The sequence below is a fragment of the Nocardioides bizhenqiangii genome, from assembly GCF_034661235.1.
Taxonomy (GTDB): domain Bacteria; phylum Actinomycetota; class Actinomycetes; order Propionibacteriales; family Nocardioidaceae; genus Nocardioides; species Nocardioides bizhenqiangii.
This window is the reverse complement of sequence record NZ_CP141059.1, coordinates 2,498,395-2,521,180: the sequence shown is the minus strand read 5'-3', so window position 1 is coordinate 2,521,180 and position 22,786 is coordinate 2,498,395. Positions and strand designations below refer to the sequence as shown.

Annotated in this window: 23 protein-coding genes; 15 read left to right on the top strand and 8 right to left on the bottom strand. The window is 69.2% G+C overall.

The features are described from left to right. Position 1: 1 nt before the first annotated feature. From SHK19_RS12225 to SHK19_RS12205, 5 genes are all read left to right on the top strand, one after another. Positions 2 to 1,462: an LVIVD repeat-containing protein gene (locus SHK19_RS12225; protein WP_322936368.1), complete on the top strand. Its 1,461-nt coding sequence runs from the start codon at positions 2 to 4 to the stop codon at positions 1,460 to 1,462. Between the two features lie 52 nt (positions 1,463 to 1,514). Next, positions 1,515 to 2,705 (top strand): sensor histidine kinase, encoded by a 1,191-nt coding sequence (locus tag SHK19_RS12220; protein WP_322936367.1) that lies wholly within the window; start codon positions 1,515 to 1,517, stop codon positions 2,703 to 2,705. Positions 2,706 to 2,770: 65 nt separating this feature from the next. Then, positions 2,771 to 3,397, top strand: a complete 627-nt coding sequence (locus SHK19_RS12215) for a response regulator (protein ID WP_405030499.1) — start codon at positions 2,771 to 2,773, stop codon at positions 3,395 to 3,397. An 88-nt stretch (positions 3,398 to 3,485) separates the two neighbouring features. Beyond that, on the top strand, positions 3,486 to 4,100 hold the full coding sequence (locus tag SHK19_RS12210) for a DUF2867 domain-containing protein (RefSeq protein ID WP_322936364.1): 615 nt from the start codon (positions 3,486 to 3,488) through the stop codon (positions 4,098 to 4,100). After that, the gene (locus SHK19_RS12205) at positions 4,097 to 5,110 is read left to right on the top strand and encodes a hypothetical protein (protein WP_322936363.1); all 1,014 of its coding nucleotides are present in this window, start codon (positions 4,097 to 4,099) and stop codon (positions 5,108 to 5,110) included. The genes SHK19_RS12210 and SHK19_RS12205 overlap by 4 nt, the downstream gene beginning before the upstream one ends. A 24-nt stretch (positions 5,111 to 5,134) precedes the next feature. Here the strand turns inward: SHK19_RS12205 and SHK19_RS12200 are convergent, their stop codons facing one another. The 3 genes from SHK19_RS12200 to SHK19_RS12190 all read right to left on the bottom strand — a co-directional run bounded on the left by SHK19_RS12200 (position 5,135) and on the right by SHK19_RS12190 (position 8,657). Beyond that, positions 5,135 to 6,286: a WD40 repeat domain-containing protein gene (locus tag SHK19_RS12200; protein ID WP_322455233.1), complete on the bottom strand. Its 1,152-nt coding sequence runs from the start codon at positions 6,284 to 6,286 to the stop codon at positions 5,135 to 5,137. A 130-nt stretch (positions 6,287 to 6,416) separates the two neighbouring features. Next, positions 6,417 to 7,451: an acyl-CoA dehydrogenase family protein gene (locus SHK19_RS12195; protein ID WP_322936362.1), complete on the bottom strand. Its 1,035-nt coding sequence runs from the start codon at positions 7,449 to 7,451 to the stop codon at positions 6,417 to 6,419. A 12-nt stretch (positions 7,452 to 7,463) separates the two neighbouring features. After that, positions 7,464 to 8,657: an acyl-CoA dehydrogenase family protein gene (locus SHK19_RS12190; protein ID WP_322936361.1), complete on the bottom strand. Its 1,194-nt coding sequence runs from the start codon at positions 8,655 to 8,657 to the stop codon at positions 7,464 to 7,466. 84 nt (positions 8,658 to 8,741) lie between these two features. On the opposite strand from SHK19_RS12190, the gene SHK19_RS12185 reads away from it, so the two are divergent. The 3 genes from SHK19_RS12185 to SHK19_RS12175 are packed head-to-tail and all read left to right on the top strand — an operon-like array spanning position 8,742 to position 11,387. Further along, positions 8,742 to 9,926, top strand: a complete 1,185-nt coding sequence (locus tag SHK19_RS12185; protein ID WP_322455230.1) for a Rieske 2Fe-2S domain-containing protein — start codon at positions 8,742 to 8,744, stop codon at positions 9,924 to 9,926. A 7-nt stretch (positions 9,927 to 9,933) separates the two neighbouring features. Next, entirely contained in the window at positions 9,934 to 10,236 is a 303-nt protein-coding gene (locus tag SHK19_RS12180) for a hypothetical protein (RefSeq protein ID WP_322936360.1), read from the top strand. A gap of 59 nt (positions 10,237 to 10,295) precedes the next feature. Beyond that, on the top strand, positions 10,296 to 11,387 hold the full coding sequence (locus tag SHK19_RS12175; protein ID WP_322936359.1) for a ferredoxin--NADP reductase: 1,092 nt from the start codon (positions 10,296 to 10,298) through the stop codon (positions 11,385 to 11,387). 13 nt (positions 11,388 to 11,400) lie between these two features. On the opposite strand, the gene SHK19_RS12170 is transcribed toward SHK19_RS12175, so the two are convergent. Further along, complete coding sequence (locus SHK19_RS12170) at positions 11,401 to 11,733, bottom strand: hypothetical protein (RefSeq protein ID WP_322455227.1); 333 nt, start codon at positions 11,731 to 11,733, stop codon at positions 11,401 to 11,403. Positions 11,734 to 12,332: 599 nt separating this feature from the next. Between SHK19_RS12170 and SHK19_RS12165 the strand changes: the two genes are divergently transcribed. Then, complete coding sequence (locus tag SHK19_RS12165) at positions 12,333 to 12,953, top strand: hypothetical protein (RefSeq protein ID WP_322455226.1); 621 nt, start codon at positions 12,333 to 12,335, stop codon at positions 12,951 to 12,953. Between the two features lie 104 nt (positions 12,954 to 13,057). Here the strand turns inward: SHK19_RS12165 and SHK19_RS12160 are convergent, their stop codons facing one another. Then, a complete protein-coding gene (locus SHK19_RS12160) occupies positions 13,058 to 13,711 on the bottom strand; it encodes a DNA methyltransferase (protein WP_322936358.1) in 654 nt (217 codons plus the stop codon). A gap of 339 nt (positions 13,712 to 14,050) precedes the next feature. Between SHK19_RS12160 and SHK19_RS12155 the strand changes: the two genes are divergently transcribed. Next, entirely contained in the window at positions 14,051 to 14,437 is a 387-nt protein-coding gene (locus SHK19_RS12155; protein WP_322936357.1) for a hypothetical protein, read from the top strand. Positions 14,438 to 14,530: 93 nt separating this feature from the next. On the opposite strand, the gene SHK19_RS12150 is transcribed toward SHK19_RS12155, so the two are convergent. Beyond that, the gene (locus SHK19_RS12150) at positions 14,531 to 15,283 is read right to left on the bottom strand and encodes a class I SAM-dependent methyltransferase (protein ID WP_322455223.1); all 753 of its coding nucleotides are present in this window, start codon (positions 15,281 to 15,283) and stop codon (positions 14,531 to 14,533) included. A 152-nt stretch (positions 15,284 to 15,435) separates the two neighbouring features. Between SHK19_RS12150 and SHK19_RS12145 the strand changes: the two genes are divergently transcribed. The 4 genes from SHK19_RS12145 to SHK19_RS12130 all read left to right on the top strand — a co-directional run bounded on the left by SHK19_RS12145 (position 15,436) and on the right by SHK19_RS12130 (position 18,317). Then, positions 15,436 to 15,732, top strand: a complete 297-nt coding sequence (locus SHK19_RS12145; RefSeq protein ID WP_322455222.1) for a hypothetical protein — start codon at positions 15,436 to 15,438, stop codon at positions 15,730 to 15,732. A 125-nt stretch (positions 15,733 to 15,857) separates the two neighbouring features. Continuing rightward, positions 15,858 to 16,385, top strand: a complete 528-nt coding sequence (locus SHK19_RS12140; RefSeq protein WP_322455221.1) for a hypothetical protein — start codon at positions 15,858 to 15,860, stop codon at positions 16,383 to 16,385. A 555-nt stretch (positions 16,386 to 16,940) separates the two neighbouring features. Further along, the gene (locus SHK19_RS12135) at positions 16,941 to 17,144 is read left to right on the top strand and encodes a cold-shock protein (protein WP_322455220.1); all 204 of its coding nucleotides are present in this window, start codon (positions 16,941 to 16,943) and stop codon (positions 17,142 to 17,144) included. 297 nt (positions 17,145 to 17,441) lie between these two features. Beyond that, complete coding sequence (locus SHK19_RS12130; RefSeq protein WP_405030424.1) at positions 17,442 to 18,317, top strand: sulfite exporter TauE/SafE family protein; 876 nt, start codon at positions 17,442 to 17,444, stop codon at positions 18,315 to 18,317. A 10-nt stretch (positions 18,318 to 18,327) separates the two neighbouring features. Here SHK19_RS12130 and SHK19_RS12125 read toward each other — a convergent pair whose 3' ends face one another. Both SHK19_RS12125 and SHK19_RS12120 read right to left on the bottom strand, forming a co-directional pair. Then, positions 18,328 to 19,002 (bottom strand): MBL fold metallo-hydrolase, encoded by a 675-nt coding sequence (locus SHK19_RS12125; protein ID WP_405030423.1) that lies wholly within the window; start codon positions 19,000 to 19,002, stop codon positions 18,328 to 18,330. Continuing rightward, positions 18,999 to 19,679 (bottom strand): maleylpyruvate isomerase family mycothiol-dependent enzyme, encoded by a 681-nt coding sequence (locus SHK19_RS12120; RefSeq protein WP_322936355.1) that lies wholly within the window; start codon positions 19,677 to 19,679, stop codon positions 18,999 to 19,001. Before SHK19_RS12120 ends, SHK19_RS12125 begins: the two co-directional genes overlap by 4 nt. A 142-nt stretch (positions 19,680 to 19,821) precedes the next feature. Between SHK19_RS12120 and uvrA the strand changes: the two genes are divergently transcribed. Then, positions 19,822 to 22,764, top strand: coding sequence for an excinuclease ABC subunit UvrA (gene uvrA / locus SHK19_RS12115; protein ID WP_322936354.1), 2,943 nt, complete (start codon positions 19,822 to 19,824; stop codon positions 22,762 to 22,764). The last annotated feature ends 22 nt before the right edge of the window (positions 22,765 to 22,786 follow it).

Genomic DNA, 22,786 nt, shown 5'->3' with positions numbered 1-22,786 from the left:
CGTGGTCCGCTCGCTCTCCGCACGGCGGGGCGGCTGGCGGCAGGTCGCGGTGGCGGCGGTCGCTGCGGCGACGGTGGTCGGCGGTGGAGTCGTCGCCGCGGTCGGGGGCGAGGAGGAGCTCGCGCCGGCGGTCCCGGTCGCCGGCTGCGCGGAGGGCTCGCTCCCGGAGACCTCGATCCAGGGTCGGGTGCCGGCTGCCGACCACGAGTCGGGGCGGGCCGCCCAGGGCTACACCTGCAACACCGAGCAGGTCGGGCACCACGGCCGGACCGGCGGCTTCAAGGTCCAGCGCTACACCGACGCCCAGGGCCACACCTGCGCCTACTACGACTCGACGCGGATGTTCCCCTTCGACGTCGTCACCAACCTGCTCAACGGCACCGGCCTCGGCGTCGTCGTGCTCGACATGACGGATCCCGCGCACCCCCGCAAGACCGCCAACCTGATCACGCCCGCGATGCTGAGCCCGCACGAGTCGTTGGTCGTCAACCCCGAGCGCGGTCTCCTCGCCGCCGTCATGGGCAACCTCGCGACCGCGCCCGGCATCCTCGACGTCTACGACATCCGGACCGACTGCCGACGTCCGAAGCTACTGTCGTCGACACCCTCGGGACTGCTCGGCCACGAGAGCGGGTTCTCGCCGGACGGGCGCACCTTCTGGTCGGCCGGAGCCGCCGGGTTCACGCTCACGGCCGTCGACCTCACCAACCCTCGGCGGCCGCGCGTGGTCTTCACCAAGGCGGGCGTGATCTACCACGGCCTGCGGTTCTCCGACGACGGCGACACGATGTACGTCGCCAACATGGGCACCTTCAACCAGAACAGCGTGCTCGACGAGCCGGGCCTGCGGATCTATGACGTGTCCGAGGTCCACGCCCGCGAGCCGAACCCCGAAATCCATCTCCTCAGCGAGCTGCTGTGGCCAGAGGCCTCGATCCCGCAGGTCGCCGAGCCGTTCGTCCGGGACGGCCGCCGCTACGTCCTCGAGGTCGACGAGTTCAGCGACCTGTTCGGCGACGGCTTCGTCAACTTCCGCACGGACGGCCCGGTCGGCGCCGCCCGGATCGTCAACGTCGACGACCCGCACCACCCCTACGTCGTGTCCGGATTGCGGCTGGAGGTCCACCAGCCCGAGCACCGGACCGACGAGCTCTTCGACGACCCGGGGGCGAGCAGCCCGATCGGCGGCTACTCGGCCCACTACTGCTCGGTGCCGACCCGGGACAACCCGCGGATCGTCGCCTGCTCGATGATCGGCTCCGGGCTCCGGCTCTTCGATATCAGCGACCTCGAGCACCCGCGCGAGGTTGGCTACTTCAACAAGCCCGGGCCCAGCGGCAGCAACGCGCTGTCCCAGCCGGCCTGGGACGTGGGCAACGGCGCCGTCTGGTACTCCGACGCGAGCAGTGGGCTCTACGTCGTCCGTCTGCGCGGCGACGCCCGCGCCCTGCTCGCCCGGTAGACCTCCACGGGAGAGCGCACCGGCTCTCCCCACCTGGCCGTAGGTTGACGCCATGAGCACCACCGCGACCGGCCCAGGGCCGCGCTGGCTCGGCGGCGCCGCACAGCTGGCGGTCGCCGGGGTGCTCGCGCTGGTCGTGCTCCCGGTCGGTTGGACCTCGGTCGTCGAGGGAGAGGTCGCGCGTCCCTGGCGCTGGGCGCTCCTCGCTGCGCTGGCGGCGTTGCACCTCGCCGTCGCGACAGCGCGGCGGTGGCCGGTGGCGTCGTTCGCGGTCGGCGCCCTCGCCGAGCTCGTCCTGGTCACCGCCCCCGACCTGGGCGGCCCGACGGCGACCGCCGCCGGGAGCGAGTACGCACCGGTGCTGCTGCCGAGCAGCCTGTGCTTCTTCGTCCTGCTCTACGCCGTGAGCGCCCACGCAGCCCGGCCGTGGCCGACAGCCGCCCTGGTCGGCGGCCTGGTCGGCTGCCTGCTGACGGTGGTGCGGCTGTGGGGATTCGCCGGGACAGCGCTCGAGAGCTGGACCTGGTGGCTGATGCTCTCGACCGCGACGGTGGGCGGCACCGTGGCGGCGTGGGCGCTGGGGCGGTTCCGCGCCACCCGTGCGGCCTGGATCGCCCAGCTGGCCGAGCAGGGCGCCGCCGACGAACGACGCCGGATCGCCCGCGAGATGCACGACGTGGTGGCGCACTCGCTCGCGGTGGTCGTGAGCCACGCCGAGGCGGGGAGACTGGTGGTCGCCCAGTCACCCGACCGGGCGTCCGGGATCCTCGCGACGATCGCCGGCACCGGCCGCGAGGCGCTGACCGAGATGCGTGGCCTGCTGGGAGTCCTCCGCGACGACGAGGCGCCCACCGATCCGCAGCCGGGCCTGGCCGACCTGCCGGCGCTGGTCGAGCGGATGCGCACGGCTGGCTTGACGCTGGAGTACGACGCCCCGGACCTCGCGACGGAAGTCCCGGCGGTCCCACCCGGCGTCGGCCTGACTGCCTACCGGGTCGTGCAGGAGGCCCTCACGAACGTCGCGCGCCACGCCCGCCCGGACGCAGTCGTCCGGGTCGTCGTCGACCGCCCGGCGGATGCGCTGCAGGTCGTGGTGACCGACGACGGCGGAGCGCCCGCGGTCGCCGCGGCCCCGGGCCGGGGTCTCACCGGCATGCGTGAGCGGGTGGAGGCCGTCGGCGGCACGCTCGAGACAGGGCCTGTCGCGTCCGGCTGGCGGGTCAGCGCGAGGATGCCGGTGTGAGCGACACGGGCAACGTCACGGACCCGGACAGGATCAGGGTGGCCGTGGTCGACGACCAGGAGCTGATGCGATCGGCGCTGCGGATGATGGTCGAGACTCAGTCCGACCTCGAGCTGGTCGGTGAGGCGGTCGACGGGCACGAGGCCCTCGCTCTGGTCCGCGGCCGGCGCGTGGACGTCGTACTCATGGACCTGCGGATGCCGCGGCTCGACGGCATCCGAGCCACAGAGATCATCACGCGGGAGCTGCCTGCCACGCGGGTGCTCGCGCTGACGACCTTCGACCTCGACGAGTACGCGTTCCCCGCGATCCGCGCCGGTGCGAGCGGTTTCCTCCTCAAGGACGCGCGCGCCGAGGAGATCGTCGACGCGATCCGCGTGGTGCACGCTGGACACGGCGTGGTGGCGCCGTCCACCACCCGTCGGCTGATCGAGCACGTCGCCGCCACCCCCGCCGACAGCGACGCGGAGGCGGAGGCCATCCGGGCGCGGTTGACGCCGCGGGAGCTCGACATGCTGCGGGAGGTGGCGACCGGTGCGACCAACGCCGAGATCGCCGCCCGGCTCCACCTGTCGGAGAACACGGTCAAGACCCACGTCGGCCACGTGCTGTCCAAGCTCGAGCTGCGCGACCGGGTGCAGGCGGTGGTGCTGGCCTACGAGTCCGGCGTGGTCGGCCGGTCGTCGCGCTGAGCGGACGATGCGGTCTCACCCTGACGGGTGAGACGTTCGCGAACAGCGGGTGACGCGCACCGGGCGGCACGCGACGGACCGTAGGTCCATGACAGACACACGCGTGCGCACCCGACCGCTTCCGCCTGAGGCCCACACGGACCGGCCGTGGCGGATCCACGAGATCGCCCCTGACTTCCGGCTCGAGGACGTCTGGGAACTGCCCACGCCGGGAGGAGCGCACGACCTCCCGCTCCTGGTCCGGCTGATGACCGACCGGGACGACGACCGCGACTTCCCGCTGCCCTACCGGGTCCTGTTCGCGATCCGCTGGTGGCTCGGCCGACTGCTGGGTCTGGACAGCGAGGACGACGGCATCGGCCAACGGGTGCCGTCCCTGCGGGAACGGCTGGCCGCGGACCTGCGGGAGACGGCAGGTCCGGGGTTCACGAACGTCCCGTTCGACGCGGTCTACCAGACCGACGACGAGTACGTCGCGGAGATCGCCAACCGCACCGTGCACGGCCTGATGCATGTCGGCTGGGTGGCGGACGACAGCGATGGCGGCTACCACGCGCAGATGGCGGTGCTGGTGAAGCCGAACGGTGTCGTGGGGGAGGCCTACCTGACCCTGATCAAGCCGTTCCGCTACCTCATCGTGTACCCGGCGCTGATGCGGACGATCGCGCGGCTCTGGGCACGTCGCGCGGAGGTGTCGGCGTGACCGCGCTGGTCGACCCCGCCGCGACCCGTCCGAGGGCAGTGGACACGGCGCCATGGGCCGCGGCTGTCTGGGCGGTGGTGTTCCTGGCACTGTCCTCGCTGGCCCTCGTCGGACGCACCCCGCACCCGTGGTCACCGGAGGAGGCGTCACCCCTCGGTGCGCTCAACGCCGAGCAGATGTCCTGGACCCTCGCCGTGACGGCGGCGCTGGTGCTCGGCGGGCAGGGCATCGCCTGCCTGGCGCGAACGCCGGTGACGGTCCGGATCGCCGGATGGGCGCTCGTCGGTCTCGGGACCCTCGTAGCTGTCGCGATCTCCGACGTGAGGGCACTGGCGTTCCTCGGCTACCTGCCGATGACGCTGCTGGCCCTCATCGGGGTCGGTCCGGCGGCGGGGCGCGTCGACGCCGGCCTGTTCGTCGACTCGGCTGCCGCGGTCGGCCACGCCGTCGGGGGAGTGGCGATCGCGGTGACCGGCTACGTCGCGCTCGCGCGGGCCAGGTCTCTCGACGGAGGCGGTCGCACGCGCCGGAAGAGGTGGGTCCGCTGGGGCCCGTCGGCGGTGGCGGTCTCGGTCGTCGTACCGCTCCTCTATGCCGTGACCCGGATCGCGTGGGCTCTCGACATCCCGCTGGGGATCCGGCGCTCGATGCTCGACGACCTGGGCTCGGGGCGGTACGCGGGGCTCGGCCTCGCACTGTTCGCCGTGGCCGGCGCCTGGCTCACCAGCGGACTGCAGGCGCGTTGGGGCGAGGTGTTCTGGTCGTGGCTGCCACGGGTCGGCGCGCGTCCTGTGCCGCTCGCGCTGGCGCTCGTGCCCGGATTGTTCGTGGCGGGCGCGGTGCTGTCGGCCGGGCTCTCGTTCTGGCGTCTGGTTCTTGTCGGCGGCCTCGCCGAGGTTCCCGGTGCCCGGTCGGACTGGGCGGCGTGGGCGCCGGAGCTGCTGTGGCCGGTCTGGGGCGTCGCGCTGGCCCTCGCGTGCCTCGCCTACCTCGAGCGGAGGACCACGTGAGCTGGCGACGCCCCGTCGCACCGACTACGGCGTCGGGGTCCCCGCGAACCGCGCGTAGAGGCGCTGCTGCACACCGTCGAAGTGGGTGAACAGGCCGCCGACGTGCAAGGTGTCGCCGTGGATCTCCAGCGCCCAGGTGCCGCTCTTCTGCCCGGTGGCCTTCGGGTCCCAGCTGGTTGCGTCGCCGGTCGCAGGGTCGATGCTGGCCAGGTACGGCCTCGTGATGCTCGGGTCGTTGAAGCCCCCGAAGTGACCGCCGATGTAGATCTCGGTCGGCGAGATCGCCATCGCGTGCGTGTTGCCCTTCAGCCTCGACTCCCAGAGCGGATCGTTGGACACCGTCGGGTGGTAGGCGAAGATGGTGTTGTTCTCCGTGGTGGCGTAGACCGTGCCTCCGTCAGCACTGACCCCGACGGTCACGACGTAACCTCCCCAGGAGTCCCGGCTGAAGGCGGTCGGCGCTCCCGTGACGGCATCGATGCCGGCGAAGTAGGCCCGATCGATTCCCTTGACCTTGGTGAAGGTGCCGCCCGCCCACACGGTCTGGCCGTCGGGTGAGACCCGGACCTCGTTGACGTTTCCGTTGACCCGCGTGTTCCAGGACACGAGGTCGCCGGTGCCGATGTCGAGCGCGGCGAGCTTCTGCTTGGTCGTGCCGTCGATGCCGGTGAACTTGCCGCCGACGTAGAGCCGGTTGCCGTCCACGGCGAAGGACTTCACCGTCGGGACGGTGCCCGTCGTGTCCGCTTGCCAGTCGGTGATCAGCGCGCCGGTCACGGCGTCGACCGCGGCGAGGTTCTGTCGGGGCACGCCGTTGACCTCGGTGAAAGTGCCGCCGATGAAGACGCGAGTGCCGTCCTCCGAGGCGGCGACCGCTCTGACCTCGCCGTTCGTGGTCGGCGCGAAGCCCGGGTCGGCCTTGCCGGTGGGCAGGATGGCGCCGACGTTGCTGCGAGCGAGCGGGCCGACAGCGCTGAACAGGCCGCCGAGGATGACCCGTCCGCTGTCGAGCACGGTGAGGTCGTAAACCGCGGCGCCGGAGAGGCCGACGGTCTTGGTCGGTGTCGGCGACACGGACGCGTGTGCCGAGATCTGCAGGCCCATGCTCAGGGCGAGGAGTCCGGCGGTGAACGCGCCGGCGAGAGTGCGCAGACGCGCACGAGTCATGGTGGCCACGGGCCATCCCCCAATTGTCCTTGTCGAATGAGATCCGCCGCGGGCAGTGTGAGGCTGGAGCCTGCCCGAACGGACTCGTCACTCTATGCCTGATTCCGCGGCCGCTGCCGTGGAAACGGGAACGGCGTTATCAGGTCCGAGACAGGGCACGGCCGATCGTCAGCGCCTGGTCGGTCGCACCGCCGAACAGGAACTCGAAACGCTTCGCCGCCGTGAAGTAGCGGTGGGCGTCGCCGTCGAGGTCGATGCCGACGCCGCCGTGCACATGGACCGTCGTGTGGGCGAGCCGGTGGCCGGCGTCGGCCGCCCACAGCTTCGCGACTGCCACCTCGACCGCCGCCGGCAGGACCTCCTGGAGCCGCCAGACCGCCTGCCACAGGGTCAGCCGCTGGCCGAGGACGTCGATGAAGCCGTCAGCGAGGCGCTGCGACACGGCCTGGAAGGTGCCGATCGGGCGCCCGAACTGCTCCCGTGTCTTGGCGTACTCCGAGGTGAGCGCGAGCGCACCTTCGGTCACGCCCAGCTGCTCGGCTGCGGCACACACGGTGAGCAGCTCGTGGAACCGCAGCACTTCGTGGCCGAGGAGCTCGGCGGGCGCGTCGGTGAAGGTGATGAGCGCGGACCGGTCGCCGTCGCTCGTGCGTTGGGCCTTGCGGTCCACACCCGCCGAGGAGGGATCGACCAGGTAGACCGCTGTCGTGGTCCCCGAGTCTGTCGAGGGGTCCGGGCCCGTCGCCGTCACCAGGAGAGCGTCGGCGGTCATGCCGCCCCGGACCAGCGTCTTGGCGCCGGTCAGGGCGCCCTGGGCGTCGGCGACGACGGTCGGAGCGGCCGGGAGGTGGTCGCGCTCCTCGGCGACCGCGGCGGCGTACACCGCCGCGTCGGCCGCACGGCCGAGCCCGCCGAGGAAGGCGACACAGGCGCCATGGGTGGCGAGCGGCACCGGTGCCACCTTGCGGCCGACCTCGACCAGCACCCGCGCGAGCTCGATCAGGTCGAGCTCGGACCAGTCGAAGGCGTCGCCGAGGGTCGCCCAGAGCTCGTGGTCGAAGCGGTCACCGGCCGCCTCGACCGCTTTCATCCGCTCGACCGTCGCCTTGTCGGCGAGGATCTCGGCCGCCAGCGCCGCCGCCTCGTCCTGCTCAGGGGTGAAGAGAAAGTCCATGGTGGTGGTGCCCTATCGCTTGGCGGCCGGGAGGCCGAGGCCGACGTAGCCGATGATGTCGCGCTGGATCTCGTTGGTGCCGCCGCCGAAGGTCATCACCAGCGAGGACCGATAGAAACGCTCGAGGCGCCCGGCGACCGCGGCGCCGGGGGAGTCCGTTGTGACCCCGGCGTGCGGACCGACGATCTCCATCAGGCTGCGGTAGACCTCGGTCGCGAGCTCGGAGCCGTAGACCTTGGTGGCCGACGCCTCCGCGGGGGACAGCGCGACACCGTGATCCGCGTCGGCCGCCAGCTTCCAGTTGATGAGCGAGAGCGCCTCGATCCGGGCGTGGGCCCGCCCGAGGGCGATCTGCACCCATTCGGTGTCGATGACCCGGCGGCCGTCGGGGTTCACGGTCTCGCTCGCCCACTCGCGCACCAGCTTGAGTGAGTGGATGAGCGGCGCGGCCGAGGTGAGGGCGACCCGCTCGTGGTTGAGCTGGTTGGTCATCAGCGCCCAGCCGCCGCCCCGCTCGCCGACCAGGTTGCCGGCGGGCACCCGGACGTCGGAGTAGTACGTCGCCGAGGTGCCGACTCCCGCGACCGTGTGCACCGGCGTGTAGGAGACGCCGGGGGAGTCGGCCGGCACCAGGATCATGGACAGCCCCTTGTGGCGGGGCTGGTCGGGCTCGGTGCGGCAGGCCAGCCAGATCCAGTCGGCGTACTGGATGAGCGACGTCCACATCTTCTGCCCGTTGATCACCCACTCGCCGGCCGCCTCGTCGAGCACCGCCTTGGTCTGCAACGACGCCAGGTCGGTGCCGGAGCCGGGCTCGGAGTAGCCGATCGAGAAGTGGAGGTCGCCGGCCAGGATCTTGGGGAGGAAGAGCTCCTTCTGCTCGTCGGTCCCGAACCGCATGATCGTCGGCCCCACAGTGTTCAGGGTCAGGTAGGGGATCGGCACGCCGGCGACGGCAGCCACGTCGGTGAAGATCAGCTGCTCGATCATCGAGCGGTCCTGCCCGCCGTACTCCTTGGGCCAGCCGATGCCGAGCCAGCCGTCCGCGCCGATCCGGCGGATGACGTCCTTGTAGACGCCCGCCTCGCCGAACTCGCCGGTCGCGGACGAGAGTCCCGCCCTGATCTCGGGGGTGACCAGCTCCGCGAAGTACTCCCGCAGCTCCTCGCGCAGCGCGATCTGCTGCGGCTCCAACTCGACGTGCACGAGGCCTCCTGTGTGACTGGGATCAACCGCTGCCGAACGCGGTGTTCGTTGTCAGACTACCGGCAAAACTGTAACGTGTTCTACATGAGTGACACCCGCACGCTCGACCACGGGACGACGCCGATCCGCTTCGCGCGGGGATGGCACTGCCTGGGGCTGGCCTCGACGTTCGCCGACGGCAAGCCGCACGCGATCCACGGGTTCGGCACCAAGCTCGTGGTCTGGCAGGACAGCCAGGGCAACCTCAACGCCCTCGACGGCTACTGCCGCCACATGGGAGGCGACCTGACCCAGGGCGAGGTCAAGGGTGACCACGTCGCGTGCCCGTTCCACGACTGGCGCTGGGGCGGCGACGGCAAGTGCAAGGAGATCCCGTACGCCCGGCGGGTCCCGCTGCGTGCCCGCACCCGCCGCTACGAGACAGCCGTCCGCAACGGCCAGCTGCTGGTCTGGAACGACCCCGAGGGTTCGGCTGCCGACCACAGCATCCTGCCGCCCGAGCTGCCCGGGGTCGGTCAGCAGCTCGGTGACCAGAACGAGTCCTACACCGACTGGACCTGGGAGGTCGTCCCGATCGAGGGCTCGCACTGCCGCGAGCTGATCGACAACGTCGCCGACATGGCGCACTTCTACTACGTGCACTTCTCGTTCCCGACCAGCTTCCGCAACATCTTCGAAGGCACCCAGGCGACCCAGTTCATGGAGTCGAAGGGACGGCCGGACAAGGCGGGGGGATACGGGGACGCCGAGCTCTTCCTCAAGTCCGAGGCGACGTACTACGGACCGGCGTACATGATCAACTGGCTCGACGTCGACTACAAAGGGTTCGAGACCGAGGTCATCCTGATCAACTGCCACCTCCCGACGGGGCCCGACTCGTTCACGCTGCAGTACGGCATCACCGTCAAGAAGCCCGAGGGCATGGACGACAAGACCGCCGACTACATCGCGAAGAAGTACGCCGAGATGTTCGGCGGCGGGTTCCTCCAGGACGTGCACATCTGGCAGAACAAGGTGCCGGTCCAGAATCCGCTGCTGTGCGAGGAGGACGGTCCCGTCTACCAGCTGCGCCGGTGGTACGAGCAGTTCTACACCGACGTCGCCGACATCAAGCCCGAGATGACCGACCGGTTCGAGTTCGAGGTCGACACCACGAAGGCAAACGAGTACTGGCAGGCCGAGGTGGCCGCGAACCTCGCGAAGCGCGCGGAGGAAGAGGCCGAGAACCCGAAGGCCGCCGCGGCCGCCGACGCGACGGCAGACGCGTGAGGCGCTGATGCCGTCCTTCGTCCCGACCAGCGCCGACACCCTCGAGGAGCAGCGGCTCTACACCCAGGCCCGGCTCGCCGAGGTGGCCTGTCTCGACTGTCTGGCGACGGTGGCGGTGAAGAAGAACAGCGACCACCACACCTCGATCCAGTGGAACGCGGAGGCGGTCGCCGCCTGCCCCGAGCTGGGCCGGCGCGGTGGACCATCCGGCAGTCGGGACGGGCACCGTGGCTGCCCCCGGCTGCTGGCTAGCATCGATGCGGCCGTGCGGGACGGAAAGGTCCCCGTCGGCGCCGAAGACGGCTACTGAGCAGCGTCGCTCCCGCCGGAGTCCTTCCCCTTTTCATCAGCGGAGAGAGAAGCCCCTTCGTGGACATCGAGTCCTTCCACCTGCAGGTCGTCGACATCGTCGAGGAGACTGCGGACGCCCGCTCCATCAGCTTCGAGGTGCCCGCTGACGCTCCCGAGAAGTTCGTCTACAAGCCGGGGCAGTTCCTCACAGTCGCCGTCCCGAGCGACCAGACCGGCATCGCGGCGCGCTGCTACTCGCTCTCGAGCAGCCCGCACGACGGCGGCCCGCTGACCGTCACCGTCAAGCGCACCGCCGACGGCTACGCCTCGAACTGGATCTGCGAGAACCTCGAGGTCGGCGACACCCTTCGCGCGCTTCCGCCGTCCGGCATCTTCACCCCCGCTTCCCTCGACGCCGACCTGCTGCTCTTCGCCGGCGGCAGCGGCGTCACACCGATCATGTCGATCACCCGCACCGCGCTCACCGGCAGCGGCAAGATCGTCGTGTTCTACGCCAACCGCGACGAGAAGTCGGTGATCTTCGCCGAGGAGTTCACGCGGCTCGCCGCTGAGAACCCCGACCGGCTCCAGGTCGTCCACTGGCTCGAGTCGGTCCAGGGCATCCCGACGCCGGAGCAGGTCAAGGCGTTCGTGGCGCCGTACCTCACCTACGACGTCTTCGTCTGCGGGCCGGCGCCGTACATGAAGATGGTCACGACCGTGCTGCGGGAGCTCGAGTTCCCCCGCGAACGGCGGCACCAGGAGAAGTTCGTCTCGCTGGGCGGCAACCCGTTCGGCGACATCGAGGAACTGGCCGAGGCCGAGCGCGAGATCGCGGACGCGGAGTCCGACGAGGCCGACGAGTCCGCCGCCGAGCCGCCGGGCCCGGCCGGTCCGGTCAAGCTCGAGGTCGAGCTCGACGGCGTCGACCACACGTTCGACGACTGGGACCCGAAGGTGAAGCTCCTCGAGTTCCTCGAGAGCAAGGGCGTGAAGGCACCGTACTCCTGCCGTGAGGGGGAGTGCTCGGCGTGCGCCATCCGGCTGGTCGAGGGCGAGGTGCGGATGCTCCACAACGACGTGCTCGACGACGAGGACCTCGCCGACGGCATCCGCCTCGGCTGCCAGTCGCTCCCGACGACCGACAACGTGCGGGTCACCTACAGCTGAGCTCGGCAGCCGCTCAGCAGGTGAAGAAGTAAGCCTCGAACGGCTCCCGTTCGATCGCTCGGATCGTGCGACCGGTCAGGGCGACGAAACGCTCGCGATGGACGGTGAGCCGCTCCGGGCCGTCCTTGCACTCGGAGAACTCGGGCTCGATGAACCTCTCGCCGCGACGGCAGCCTGCGTAGTCCGTAGGTAGCTCCTTGCCTTCGATCCACACCTCGTCACACGCAGGAGCGGCGCTCTTCCCAGGAGGGGTTGCTAGCTCGCCACTGTCCTGTCCCTCGTCGCCGCACGCGGTCAGCAGGAAGAGGACGACGGCTGCCGTCAGCAGTGGACGCACGTGATCCACCGTCTCATCCATCGCGTGCGCCGAGGCGGAAACTGATGGCTCTTGCGGGCGGACGGGAACCGAAACGAGGACCCGCGCGTCGACCTAGCATCGACTCAGTCAGCTGTGCCGAGGAGGAGCAACAATGCAAAGCAATCGCCTAGTGGTGCTGTGCGTCGTGCTGGGTGTGGTTCTGATGCTGACCGGCGGGCTTGTGATGATGGAGTCCTGGCCTGAGTCGACGACTTCCTCAGGCGACTGCGAACGAGACGTCGCGTGTCCTCCCAGGGTCACCGAGAGCGGAAGTTCTGCGCGAACGCTTGGCGGTGGGGCGATCGCACTCATCGGCTTCGCCGCCCTCGTCTGGGCCGTGACGGTTCGGCGCGATGTTGCGAGTCGGCGCGCCGTCGGTCGGACCTAGCCGGTCGGCGCGTTCGCCTGCATATCGGCACCATCCTGCGCCTCCGCGCAGCCTGTGCCGGACAGTTCGGACCGCTCGGGCGACTGCGGAGGTCGAGTGATCGCGTCGGGATGATCGTTCCGATCGCGAACTAGGCGCATAGTGGAGGTCCGCAGCCTTCGTCGTGGGGTCAAGGCGAACGATCGAAGGGCTCTCCGTCATGTCGAGCAGCACCCACCGCTTTGTGCAGGGCTACTTGCGCCGTCGCCGCAGCATGGCGCTGCCTGCTACCGCGATCGCCCTGTCTGTGGCCCTGCTGGTTCCGTCGTCCGCAGCCGCGGAACGCCTCGAAGTCGCGGACCGCCGCGGCGACTACTGGCACGACCACCGCGTGGACGGCGGCACCCCCTCGCAGTCGCAACCCGAATGGGGCAACCCGGATATTCGCCGCACCGCTTATCGCCACTGGCGCAACCGGGTGAGCGTGCGAATCAAGGTGGCGCACCAGATCCGTCGTCATGGTGGCTATTGGAGGGTCGAGATCAGGATGCGCACCAATGAGGGTCTGCGCCGCACCGCGACGTGGTTCAAGCCTGACGACAGCCCGCCCTCGACGACATGGTCCGGGTCGAAGTCATGCGCGATCGACGGCCGGATCGACTTCGACCGAAACGCCTTCATTGTCGACGTTCCGCGTCGCTGCCTGAGCGGCCCGACTCGCGTCGCGTTCAAGTCGGCGACCCGGTGGACTCCGACCAGTGACGACGCCCCTTACCTCGATGTCTCCGGCCAGTCCGGATACCGGCTGACGGAGTGGTCCGCCCCGGTCAAGCGAGCTTGACTGAGCCGCTGTCACACCGTCAGGAGCAGTGCACCCCACGCGGCAACAGCGTGCGGGAGCGGGCGGTGGTTTGGGATTGGCGGAAGAGCGTTGGGGCGCGAGCGCTAGGAAGTAGTCGATCGAAAGGTAAGGCAGTAGTCACCGCTGGTGAACTCGGGAGGACGATCCCATCTGAGATAGGTCTCGCCGCAGAAGGTCAGGTGCTGTTGCAAGCCGTGTGTGAGGTCCCAGGCCAACGGGGTCACGACGCCGCCGGTCCAGATGTTGGCTGCGTTGATCACTAAGACCCCGCCCGGGCGCAGGCATCGATCAACAGCCAGAAAGACTTTGACGAGTTCCTCCAAGTACGTTGGATAGTGGCCGTCCAGGGAGCTGTAGGCCGTCAGCGGGTTCTGCGGGTGCTCGATGGCACTCATGTAAGGCGGGCTGGTCAAACACAGGTCGACCGCGCCCACCCCGAAGTCGTCGAGTTGTCGTGCGTCGCCTTGGATCACTCGGGTCTCGGGTCTGACACGCTGTCGAATCAGCGCCACTCGGTCCGCAAGCAACTCGACCCCGACCGGTTGCCGGCCGAGCTGTTCGCTGACGACCAAGGTCGTCCCGTAGCCGGCGAAGGGGTCGAGGACCACGGCGCCGGGGGCCGTGTGCGCTTCGATGACGAAGCGGGCCAACGCCTCAGGGAAGTGGACGTCCTCAGTGGCCGACCCAGGTCGCTCGGCCCGCAGGTCGTTGGCAGACAATTCGAGCGTGCGTTCCACCTCGCGAGCATCCCATGGCCGCATCGGCGAGCGTGCCGGCAAGCTCATCCAGGCATCTACCCCACGCCGACCGGCGTGGTGGAGGTTGTCGCTGCCGTTGACGGCTAGCGTGGCTGTTCCCGTTTTCGAGGAACGCAGTGTCTGAATCCCTGACGCCAGGAGTCCACGCTTGGCACATCGAGCAGTGGAGGTCATCTCGCTGATCGAGGCGGGCCGCGAGGCCGGACGGTGACTCCGAGGGCACTCGCAGGGCGGCATGAGCGGACGTCCCGGGCGGCGAGAGCGGACGTCCAGGGGGCGGCGAAAGACTCGTCCTTCCGTTCACCGATCATGAACCTCGTGGAGGACCAGAAGGCGCGGCAGTCGACCGAGGGTGAGGCGAAGGTCATCACGCTCTGTGGCTCGACCAGGTTCGAGGCCGAGTTCGCGGAGGCCAACCAGCGGCTCACGTTGGAGGGTTGCGTCGTGATCAGCCTCGGAATGTTCAGCCTCCCCGATCTGCCGGACTACGACTGGACAGCCGACAGCTCGGACCTGAAGGGGCGGCTCGGGGGCGTGCACTTCCAAAAAATTCGCATGGCTGACGAGGTGTACATCGTGGATCCGGGCGGCTACGTGGGTGAGTCAACCCGACGGGAGATTGCCTACGCGGAGTCGCTCGGCAAGCCGGTTCGGTATCTGAGTCGCGAGCGCTTGGCTCGATCGGGAGACGGCCCCCGAGAGTGAGTCCGACCGGGCGGGTTCGCTAGTCGGCAGCTTCACGCACGTCGAGCGGCAATAGCTGCGCTACTCGGAGGAGTCACTTCGTAGGTTCCGTCGTCAGTCCGGTTCGCAGATGCAGAGCTGGAGCGCCGCATCTGCGGTGAACGGCGCACGGGACCAGTCGCCGAAGCGTTCAACAACTCGGAGACCGCCGCGCGAGAGCAACAGCGGCAACTCCTGGGGGAAGATGCTCCTGATGTCGAGCGGGGCGACAACGAAGTCGGCCTCGGAATCGGTCGAGAAGTACCACTTCCCTCGAGTCACCTGCGCGGCCGCGTCGTAGGTCTCCGCGACATCGACATGCACTACGCCACGATCGGGATCCACGTACGACAAAGCGTCGCGCCTGCGTCGAACGCCGTCGGCCTGGGCAAGCATGCGCACGTTCGGGTTGAACACGTCGAAGACGAGCCGCGCTCCGGGCGCCAGGTGCCTTCGCGCCGACCGGAAGCAGGCCACCAAGTCCTCAGCATCATGCAGGTGGAGCAATGAGTTGGCGGCGATGAACACGAGGTCGAACGTTCGGCCCAGGTCGAACTCGCGCATGTCGCCCTGCACCCACTCCACCTCCACGCCGCGCTCGTCCGCCTTGCGCTGAGCCTCGGCAAGCATGTCCGGCGAGAGCTCCAAGCCCATGCACGGATGGCCGTCGGACGCGATCGGGATCAGCTTGTGTCCGGTGCCACACCCGAGCTCCAAGACGCACCCGCCTTGCCGATCGGCCTCGGCCCTGTAGAAGTCGGCGGCCTGGTCGCCTCCGGGGAACAACCGGTCGTACAACCTCGCGTCCGAGTAGAACTGCTCGCTCATGAAGCGCACCCTCCTTGCCGGATCTTGGGCGAAACCTGCCTTTCGGCCGACAAGCACCTGGGCCATTGTCGCGATCAGGCCGAGATCGTTCCACGGCATATCGACGCGACCGCACATCGGCAAGGAACTGGCCGACTTGCGGCGGGTGGCGGGTGGCGGCTGAGACGCTCCAAGATGTCGACTATCAGTTGGGCGAGATCAGCGGCTGTGAGTACATGGAGAAAGCTGGCGAGGCGGCCGTCATCGCCGATGTGCCGGGATGGACGCAACGGAGCGCTGCAAACCGTTACCTGACTGAGGAAGGATGGATCAAGAAGGACTACTCAAGCTTCCGCAGTCCCGACGGCGAGCACTCAGCCCACATCGTTATGGCAGCGGAAGAGGCCAGCTCCCCATACCTTCCATCTACCTCCAGCACGCGGACTGACGACACCCCGACGGCCGACTGAGTCGAAGGCCGCTCATCGGCAAGCGCGCACGTCATGCGGCAACAGCGTGCTGCTCCGCGAGCACGCAGGGCGGCAGTAGTCGGCGATCTGCATCCAACCTCGATTCAGCCACCTACGTGGTGCCCATGAGGAGAGCGACCATCTTGGTAGCGGTCTGGACCGCGTGCGCCTGGGCGGCAGCGTCGCCAGCCCACGCTGGTCGGCTCGAGGTCGCGGATCCGTCGGGCGACACCTACAACGGCAGCAGTCTTCTCGACATCACGACCGTTGTCGTTCGCAACCTCGATAGCGCAATTGTCACCAAGGTGCACTTCGGACGTGCGGGCACGGGCGACTTGATCGTACACTTTCAGACTGACGGCGAACCGGACCGCGTCCTGGCCGCCGTCGTGAGCCACCATCGGCCGACACGGGGCGACAGGAACAGCTTCGCTGCCACCGACGGCACAGAGGGCTGCGATGGGTTGAGGGTCTCGTGGAATCACGACCTGGACCTAGCCACGATCAAGGTTCCGTCGAGGTGCCTGGCGCAGGGCGACTACGACGAGGTACGCGTGCGGGTCCTCACCGAGATTGTGGTGGATCAAGACGTCTACGCGCCGAATCCCGGCGCGCGGGGCTGGCCCTGGACTCGCTGGGTACCTCGCGGCTAGCGCGGACCGAACGCCGGGCGGCAACTGCCGCTCTACTTGATGGATCCATCCTGATTCCAACGCTCCATCAAGCCGAACTCGGGCTTGGAGAACAACCCTTCGCTGACCGGGACTCCAACCAGCTTTTAGACCTGCTCATCGCCCAACACTCCGTTCTCGGATGTCGCCCGGCGCCAGCTGTCCGCACGACCTGCGGATAACCACTACGCGCCGTCGCAAGTACTTCCGTTTCGCGTGAACGTAGGGGTCCGCGGACGACGCGGTCAAGGAACCTCGGGGTGATCTGCGGTACACGGTGTAGCGGTTATCTGGAGGCGCCCGCACGCCAGGAAGCGTGGATGCGGCGGAGACGCTGATACCGTGGTCTCAGTTGAAGGGGCCCGTCACGCACGGGCTCCCCCGGTGCCCGGACTGCAGGGGCGCCGGTCCATCTACATGAATTCCTTGCGGCCTGTCGTTCGGGCTGCCGTCGAGGTTGTGGTGCAGGTGTGTTCATCCGCGCGGCAGGCACCATCGTCTGCGCGTCTCGACAGCAGTGACATCAAGGAGAAAAGAATGGCAACCGGAACCGTCAAGTGGTTCAACGAGACCAAGGGCTTCGGCTTCATCGCGCAGGACGGCGGTGACAGCGACGTCTTCGTGCACCACACGGGCATCGCCGGCACCGGCTTCAAGACGCTCGCTGAGGACCAGAAGGTCGAGTTCGACGTGACCCGCGGTCCCAAGGGCCTGCAGGCCGAGAACGTCCGCGCCGTCTGAGCGACGTACGTCGCGAACGGCCCCACCTTCGGGTGGGGCCGTTCGTCGTTTTCGGGGTGCAAGTGGGCGGCCGCGCGCGGATCCGAACGGAAGCTCGGCGTTCGGCTTTCCTGTGCCTTCGAACCCAGAAGTCCGGCAATCCCGGCCCTCGGGCGTCACCAGGTCGGCGAGATCTCCGACGCGCTGTCGTCCGCGATGTAGCGAATGTCCAGTGATCTGCTATCCTTACCATGTTGATAGTCTTTACCGAGGTAGGTCACTGTGTGGATCCTTCTTGCCTTCGCTCTCGCCGGCGGCATGGCTCAGCTAGTCGACGGCACGCTCGGGATGGGGTTCGGTGTCACCTCGGCGTCCGTGCTGCTGTTCATGGGCGTGGCGCCGGTGACCGCGAGTGCCGCGACGCACGCCGCGAAGCTCCCGACGACGCTGATCAGCGGTCTCGCGCACTGGCGTGAGGGCAACATCGACAAGGCGATCCTGCTCCGGATCGCGATCCCGGGAGCCATCGGCGGATTCCTCGGCGCGGTCGTCCTGACCAACATCAGCCTCGAGTCGGCCAAGGGCTGGATGGCAGGCCTGCTCATCTTCTTCGGCCTGGTCATCTTCGCGCGGTTCGGCTTCGGCGCACGGCTGATCCCGACGCCGAAGAAGGGCCACACCGTGCGCTGGCTCTCGCCGATCGGCCTGCTCGGCGGCTTCGTCGACGCCACCGGCGGCGGTGGTTGGGGACCGGTCGCCACCCCGAGCCTGATGACCGTCACCAGCCACGAGCCCCGCAAGGTCGTCGGCACCGTCAACGCCGCGGAGTTCGTGGTCGCGGTCTCGGTGTCCTTCGGGTTCCTCACCGGCGCGGCTCAGCACGGCATCCCGTGGCTGCCCGTCATCGGGCTGGTCATCGGTGGCGTGATCATGGCGCCGATCGCCGCCCGCCTCGCCGGCCGCCTCCCGCACGCCCCGATGGGCACGTTGGTCGGTGGCCTCGTGGTCATCGTCAACGGCGTCACGATCGTCACCGCCCTGGGCGGTATCCCGGGCTGGGCTGACGCAGGGCTCATCCTCGCCGCCGTGGCCGTCACCAGCGTCGTCGCCCGGCGGGCGTGGCACCGGGAGAAGGCCGAGCGCGAAGTGGCGACGGACGCCGCCGAGGCTCCGGCAGCGGTGCTCCCGGCCTAGTCGACCGGCCTCACCAGCCGCGCTCCCGCCACTCTTGGAGATGCGGGCGCTCGGCGCCGAGCGTCGAGTCGTCGCCGTGGCCGGGATAGAACCAGGTGTCGTCCGGCAGCGGGTCGAAGAGCTTGGTCTCGACGTCGTCGATGAGGCTGGCGAAGGCGTCGCTGTCGCCGAACGTGTTGCCGACGCCGCCGGGGAAGAGGTTGTCGCCGGTGAACAGGTGCGGGTGGCCGTCCGGGTCTCGGTAGAGCAGGCAGATCGAGCCGGGGGTGTGGCCGGTGATCCGGATGACCTCCAGCTCGCACGACCCGACGCCGACCGTGTCTCCGTCACCGACCCGGCGCCCGACCTCGATCCCGGTCTGCTCGGTGATCGCGTCCGCGTCCGGCTCGCCCGCGACGACATCGGCACCGGTCGCGGCGACGACGTCGGCCAGCGCCCGGTGGTGGTCCCAGTGCCGGTGCGTCGTGACCACCGTCGTCAGGCCGGCGTCGCCGACCAGGGGGAGCAGCGTCCGCGGCTCGGCGGCGGCGTCGATCAGCACCTGGTCGCCGGTGTCGTTGCACCGCAGGAGGTAGGCGTTGTTGGACATCTGCTCGTCGACCGCGACCTTGGTGATGGTCAGGCGCGGCAGCTCGCGTACGTCGGGAGCGCCGTCGGGCGTGACGGCTCCGGTGTAGGTCATCATCCCTCCATCTCCGGCAGTTCGCCGGTCGAGCTGCTGAGGCCTTCGCCGGGGTCCCGGCCGGTGAGCCACCATGCCAGAGCCGCCACCGGCCCGGAGACGACCGGGTCGCCGTCCGCCGGCGAGCCGAGCCGGTAGGTGCGGTCGAGGTCGGTGACGTGCGCCGAGAGAGGCGGACCGTCGTACCGCTCGACGTCGCGCTCGAGGAGCTGGACTGCCGTCTCTCTCGGCCAGTCGGCGTAGCCGTACCCCGCGCGCAGGTCGGCGTGGTGGATCTCGACCTCCGCCAGCCGCAGCAGCGGGACGTCGTGGGCGAGCATCCGCTGGCCTTGGGGCGTCCGCTCGAAAGAGGCGTCAGCCGGCAGTCGTGGGAGCTCGTCCATTACCGCCGCGAACCGATCCGAAGCTGTTCGGAGCCGGTCGCGGATGGTGGCCGCCGGCTGGGCCGCGAGCGTCTCGATGTCGGCGTCGCGCGCAGTCTGCGACCCGTACATCAGAGCGGGCTCGCCGTCGAGCAGCGCGCGGAGCGCCCCGGCGAGCCCCTCGGCGTTCAGAGCCAGGTGGGCGAGCACGTGGGCCCGGCTCCACCCGGCGCACTCCGTCGGCCGGGGCCACTCGTCGTCCCGCAGCCGGTCCGCGGTGGCGAGCAGACGGGCGGTGGCGGCCTCGATTTCGGTCACCGGTGCATCCTGCCTGAAACTGGGTTGTCGGCGCCGCATGAGATCGTGCAAATGTCGTCCCCGTGCGGCGGTGCGAGTTGCTTCGCGCCGTACGATGGCGAACACTTGTTCGAACTCCTCCCAGCTCACCCGAAGGACTGCAGTGCAGGACCAGCTCATCATCCGCGGTGCGCGTGAGCACAACCTCAAGGATGTCTCGCTCGACCTGCCCAGGGACTCCCTCATCGTCTTCACCGGTCTGTCCGGCTCAGGGAAGTCGAGCCTGGCCTTCGACACGATCTTCGCCGAGGGCCAGCGACGCTACGTGGAGTCGCTTTCGGCCTACGCCCGCCAGTTCCTCGGCCAGATGGACAAGCCCGACGTCGACTTCATCGAGGGCCTGTCGCCGGCGGTCTCGATCGACCAGAAGTCGACGTCCAAGAACCCACGCTCGACCGTCGGCACCATCACCGAGGTCTACGACTACCTCCGGCTGCTCTACGCCCGCGCCGGGCGGCCGCACTGCCCGACCTGCGGGGCGCCGATCGAGCGGCAGACGCCGCAGCAGATCGTCGACCGGGTGCTCGCGCTGGAGGAGGGTCGCAGGTTCCAGGTGCTGGCGCCGGTGGTCCGCGGCCGCAAGGGGGAGTTCGTCGACCTGCTCCGCCAACTGCAGACGCAGGGCTTCAGCCGGGCCCGCGTCGACGGCACCATCCACAACCTCGACAGTCCGCCCAAGCTGGACAAGAAGATCAAGCACAGCATCGAGGTCGTCGTCGACCGGCTCGCGGTGAAGGAGTCGGCCAAGCGCCGGCTCACCGACTCGGTCGAGACCGCGCTCAACCTCGCCAGCGGCCTGGTTGTCCTCGACTTCGTCGACCTGCCCGACGACGACCCGCACCGCGAGATGCGGTTCAGCGAGAAGATGGCCTGCCCCAACGAGCACCCGATCGACACCGACGACCTCGAGCCGCGGTCGTTCTCGTTCAACTCGCCCTTCGGCGCCTGCCCGTCGTGCACGGGCCTCGGCACGCGGATGGAGGTCGACCCCGAGCTGGTGGTGCCCGACCCGACCGCGACCCTCGGCGAGGGCGCGTTGCAGCCGTGGAGCCACGCCCACGTCGCCGACTACTTCGGCAAGCTGGTCCAGGCGCTCGGCGAGGAGCTGGGCTTCGACATGGACACGCCCTGGGAGCAGCTCCCGGCGAAGGCCCAGAAGGCAGTCCTCGACGGCCATCCGACCAAGGTCCACGTCGTCACCAAGAACCGCTACGGCCGGCAACGGTCCTACTACGCCGACTTCGAGGGCGTGCGGTCGTACGTCGAGCGCCGCCACCGCGAGGCCGAGAGCGACGTCAGCCGGGAGCGGTTCGAGGGCTTCATGCGCGAGGTCCCGTGCCCGGTCTGCGCGGGATCGCGGCTCAAGCCGGTGTCGATGTCGGTCACCCTCGGTCCCAAGGACGAAGGCGGCAAGAACATCGCGGAGGTCTGCGCGCTGCCGATCAATGAGGCGGCCGACCACCTGCGCAACCTCGATCTGTCCGCCCGCGAGCGGCAGATCGGCGAGCGGGTGCTCAAGGAGATCCAGGAGCGGCTGCAGTTCCTGCTCGACGTCGGCCTCGACTACCTGAGCCTCGACCGTCCGTCCGGCTCGCTGTCCGGCGGCGAGGCGCAGCGGATCCGGCTCGCCACCCAGATCGGCGCCGGCCTGGTCGGCGTCCTCTACGTCCTCGACGAGCCGTCGATCGGCCTCCACCAGCGCGACAACCACCGGCTGATCGAGACCCTGCTCCGGCTCAAGGACCTCGGCAACACCCTGATCGTCGTCGAGCACGACGAGGACACCATCAAGGTCGCCGACTGGGTGGTCGACATCGGTCCGGGTGCCGGTGAGCACGGCGGCCAGGTCGTCCACTCCGGTCCGGTCAAGGGACTGCTGGAGCACCCGGACTCGATGACGGGGGAGTACCTCTCCGGTCGCCGCGAGATCCCGGTGCCCGCCATCCGCCGCCCGCGCACCGTCGGCCGCGAGCTCAAGGTCCACGGCGCCCGCGAGCACAACCTCAGAGATCTCGACGTGACGTTCCCGCTCGGGCTGTTCGTCGCGATCACCGGCGTGTCCGGCTCGGGCAAGTCGACCCTGGTCAACGACATCCTCTACACCTCGCTGGCCAAGGAGCTCCACCGCGCGCGGACCATCCCCGGCCGGCACCAGAAGATCACCGGCATCGACCACGTCGACAAGGTGATCCACGTCGACCAGGGCCCGATCGGCCGGACGCCGAGGTCCAACCCGGCGACGTACACCGGGGTCTTCGACCACATCCGCAAGCTCTTCGCGTCCACCCCGGAGGCGAAGATCCGCGGCTACCAGCAGGGCCGGTTCTCGTTCAACGTCAAGGGTGGGCGCTGCGAGGCGTGCGCCGGTGACGGCACGATCAAGATCGAGATGAACTTCCTCCCCGACGTCTACGTCCCCTGCGAGGTCTGCCACGGCGCCCGCTACAACCGCGAGACGCTCGAGGTCCACTACAAGGGCAAGACCATCGCCGAGGTCCTCGACATGCCGATCGAGGAGGCGCTGGAGTTCTTCGGCGCGGTGCCGGCGATCGCGCGCCACATGAAGACACTGGTCGAGGTCGGCCTGGGCTACGTCCGGCTCGGACAGCCGGCGACCACCCTGTCCGGCGGCGAGGCGCAGCGGGTCAAGCTGTCCACCGAGCTGCAGAAGAGGTCGACCGGTCGCACCGTCTACGTCCTGGACGAGCCGACGACGGGCCTCCACTTCGAGGACATCCGCAAGCTGCTCGGCGTGCTGTCGTCATTGGTCGACAAGGGCAACACGGTGCTCGTGATCGAGCACAACCTCGACGTCATCAAGACGGCGGACTGGATCGTCGACATGGGTCCGGAGGGCGGGTCCCGGGGCGGCACCGTGGTCGCGGAAGGCACTCCGGAGCAGATCGCGGCGACGCCGGGCAGCTTCACGGGCGAGTTCCTCGCACCGCTGCTCGACGGGCGTGCTGCCGCGCAGCCGAAGCGCAAGCGGGCCGCGGCCGCATCCGCCGCCCGGAGCACCAAGGCCAGGAGCACGGCCCGACGCTGAACGTTTCCTGTGAATGCCGGAC

Bases quoted from the DNA above. Each gene is read 5' to 3' on its own strand.
- SHK19_RS12220 (WP_322936367.1), top strand. From the start codon at position 1,515: ATGAGCACCACCGCGACCGGCCCAGGGCCGCGCTGGCTCGGCGGCGCC.
- SHK19_RS12215 (WP_405030499.1), top strand. From the start codon at position 2,771: ATGCGATCGGCGCTGCGGATGATGGTCGAGACTCAGTCCGACCTCGAG.
- SHK19_RS12210 (WP_322936364.1), top strand. From the start codon at position 3,486: ATGACAGACACACGCGTGCGCACCCGACCGCTTCCGCCTGAGGCCCAC.
- SHK19_RS12195 (WP_322936362.1), bottom strand. From the start codon at position 7,451: ATGGACTTTCTCTTCACCCCTGAGCAGGACGAGGCGGCGGCGCTGGCG.
- SHK19_RS12185 (WP_322455230.1), top strand. From the start codon at position 8,742: ATGAGTGACACCCGCACGCTCGACCACGGGACGACGCCGATCCGCTTC.
- SHK19_RS12180 (WP_322936360.1), top strand. From the start codon at position 9,934: ATGCCGTCCTTCGTCCCGACCAGCGCCGACACCCTCGAGGAGCAGCGG.
- SHK19_RS12165 (WP_322455226.1), top strand. From the start codon at position 12,333: ATGTCGAGCAGCACCCACCGCTTTGTGCAGGGCTACTTGCGCCGTCGC.
- SHK19_RS12150 (WP_322455223.1), bottom strand. From the start codon at position 15,283: ATGAGCGAGCAGTTCTACTCGGACGCGAGGTTGTACGACCGGTTGTTC.
- SHK19_RS12140 (WP_322455221.1), top strand. From the start codon at position 15,858: ATGAGGAGAGCGACCATCTTGGTAGCGGTCTGGACCGCGTGCGCCTGG.
- SHK19_RS12135 (WP_322455220.1), top strand. From the start codon at position 16,941: ATGGCAACCGGAACCGTCAAGTGGTTCAACGAGACCAAGGGCTTCGGC.
- SHK19_RS12130 (WP_405030424.1), top strand. From the start codon at position 17,442: ATGGCTCAGCTAGTCGACGGCACGCTCGGGATGGGGTTCGGTGTCACC.
- SHK19_RS12125 (WP_405030423.1), bottom strand. From the start codon at position 19,002: ATGATGACCTACACCGGAGCCGTCACGCCCGACGGCGCTCCCGACGTA.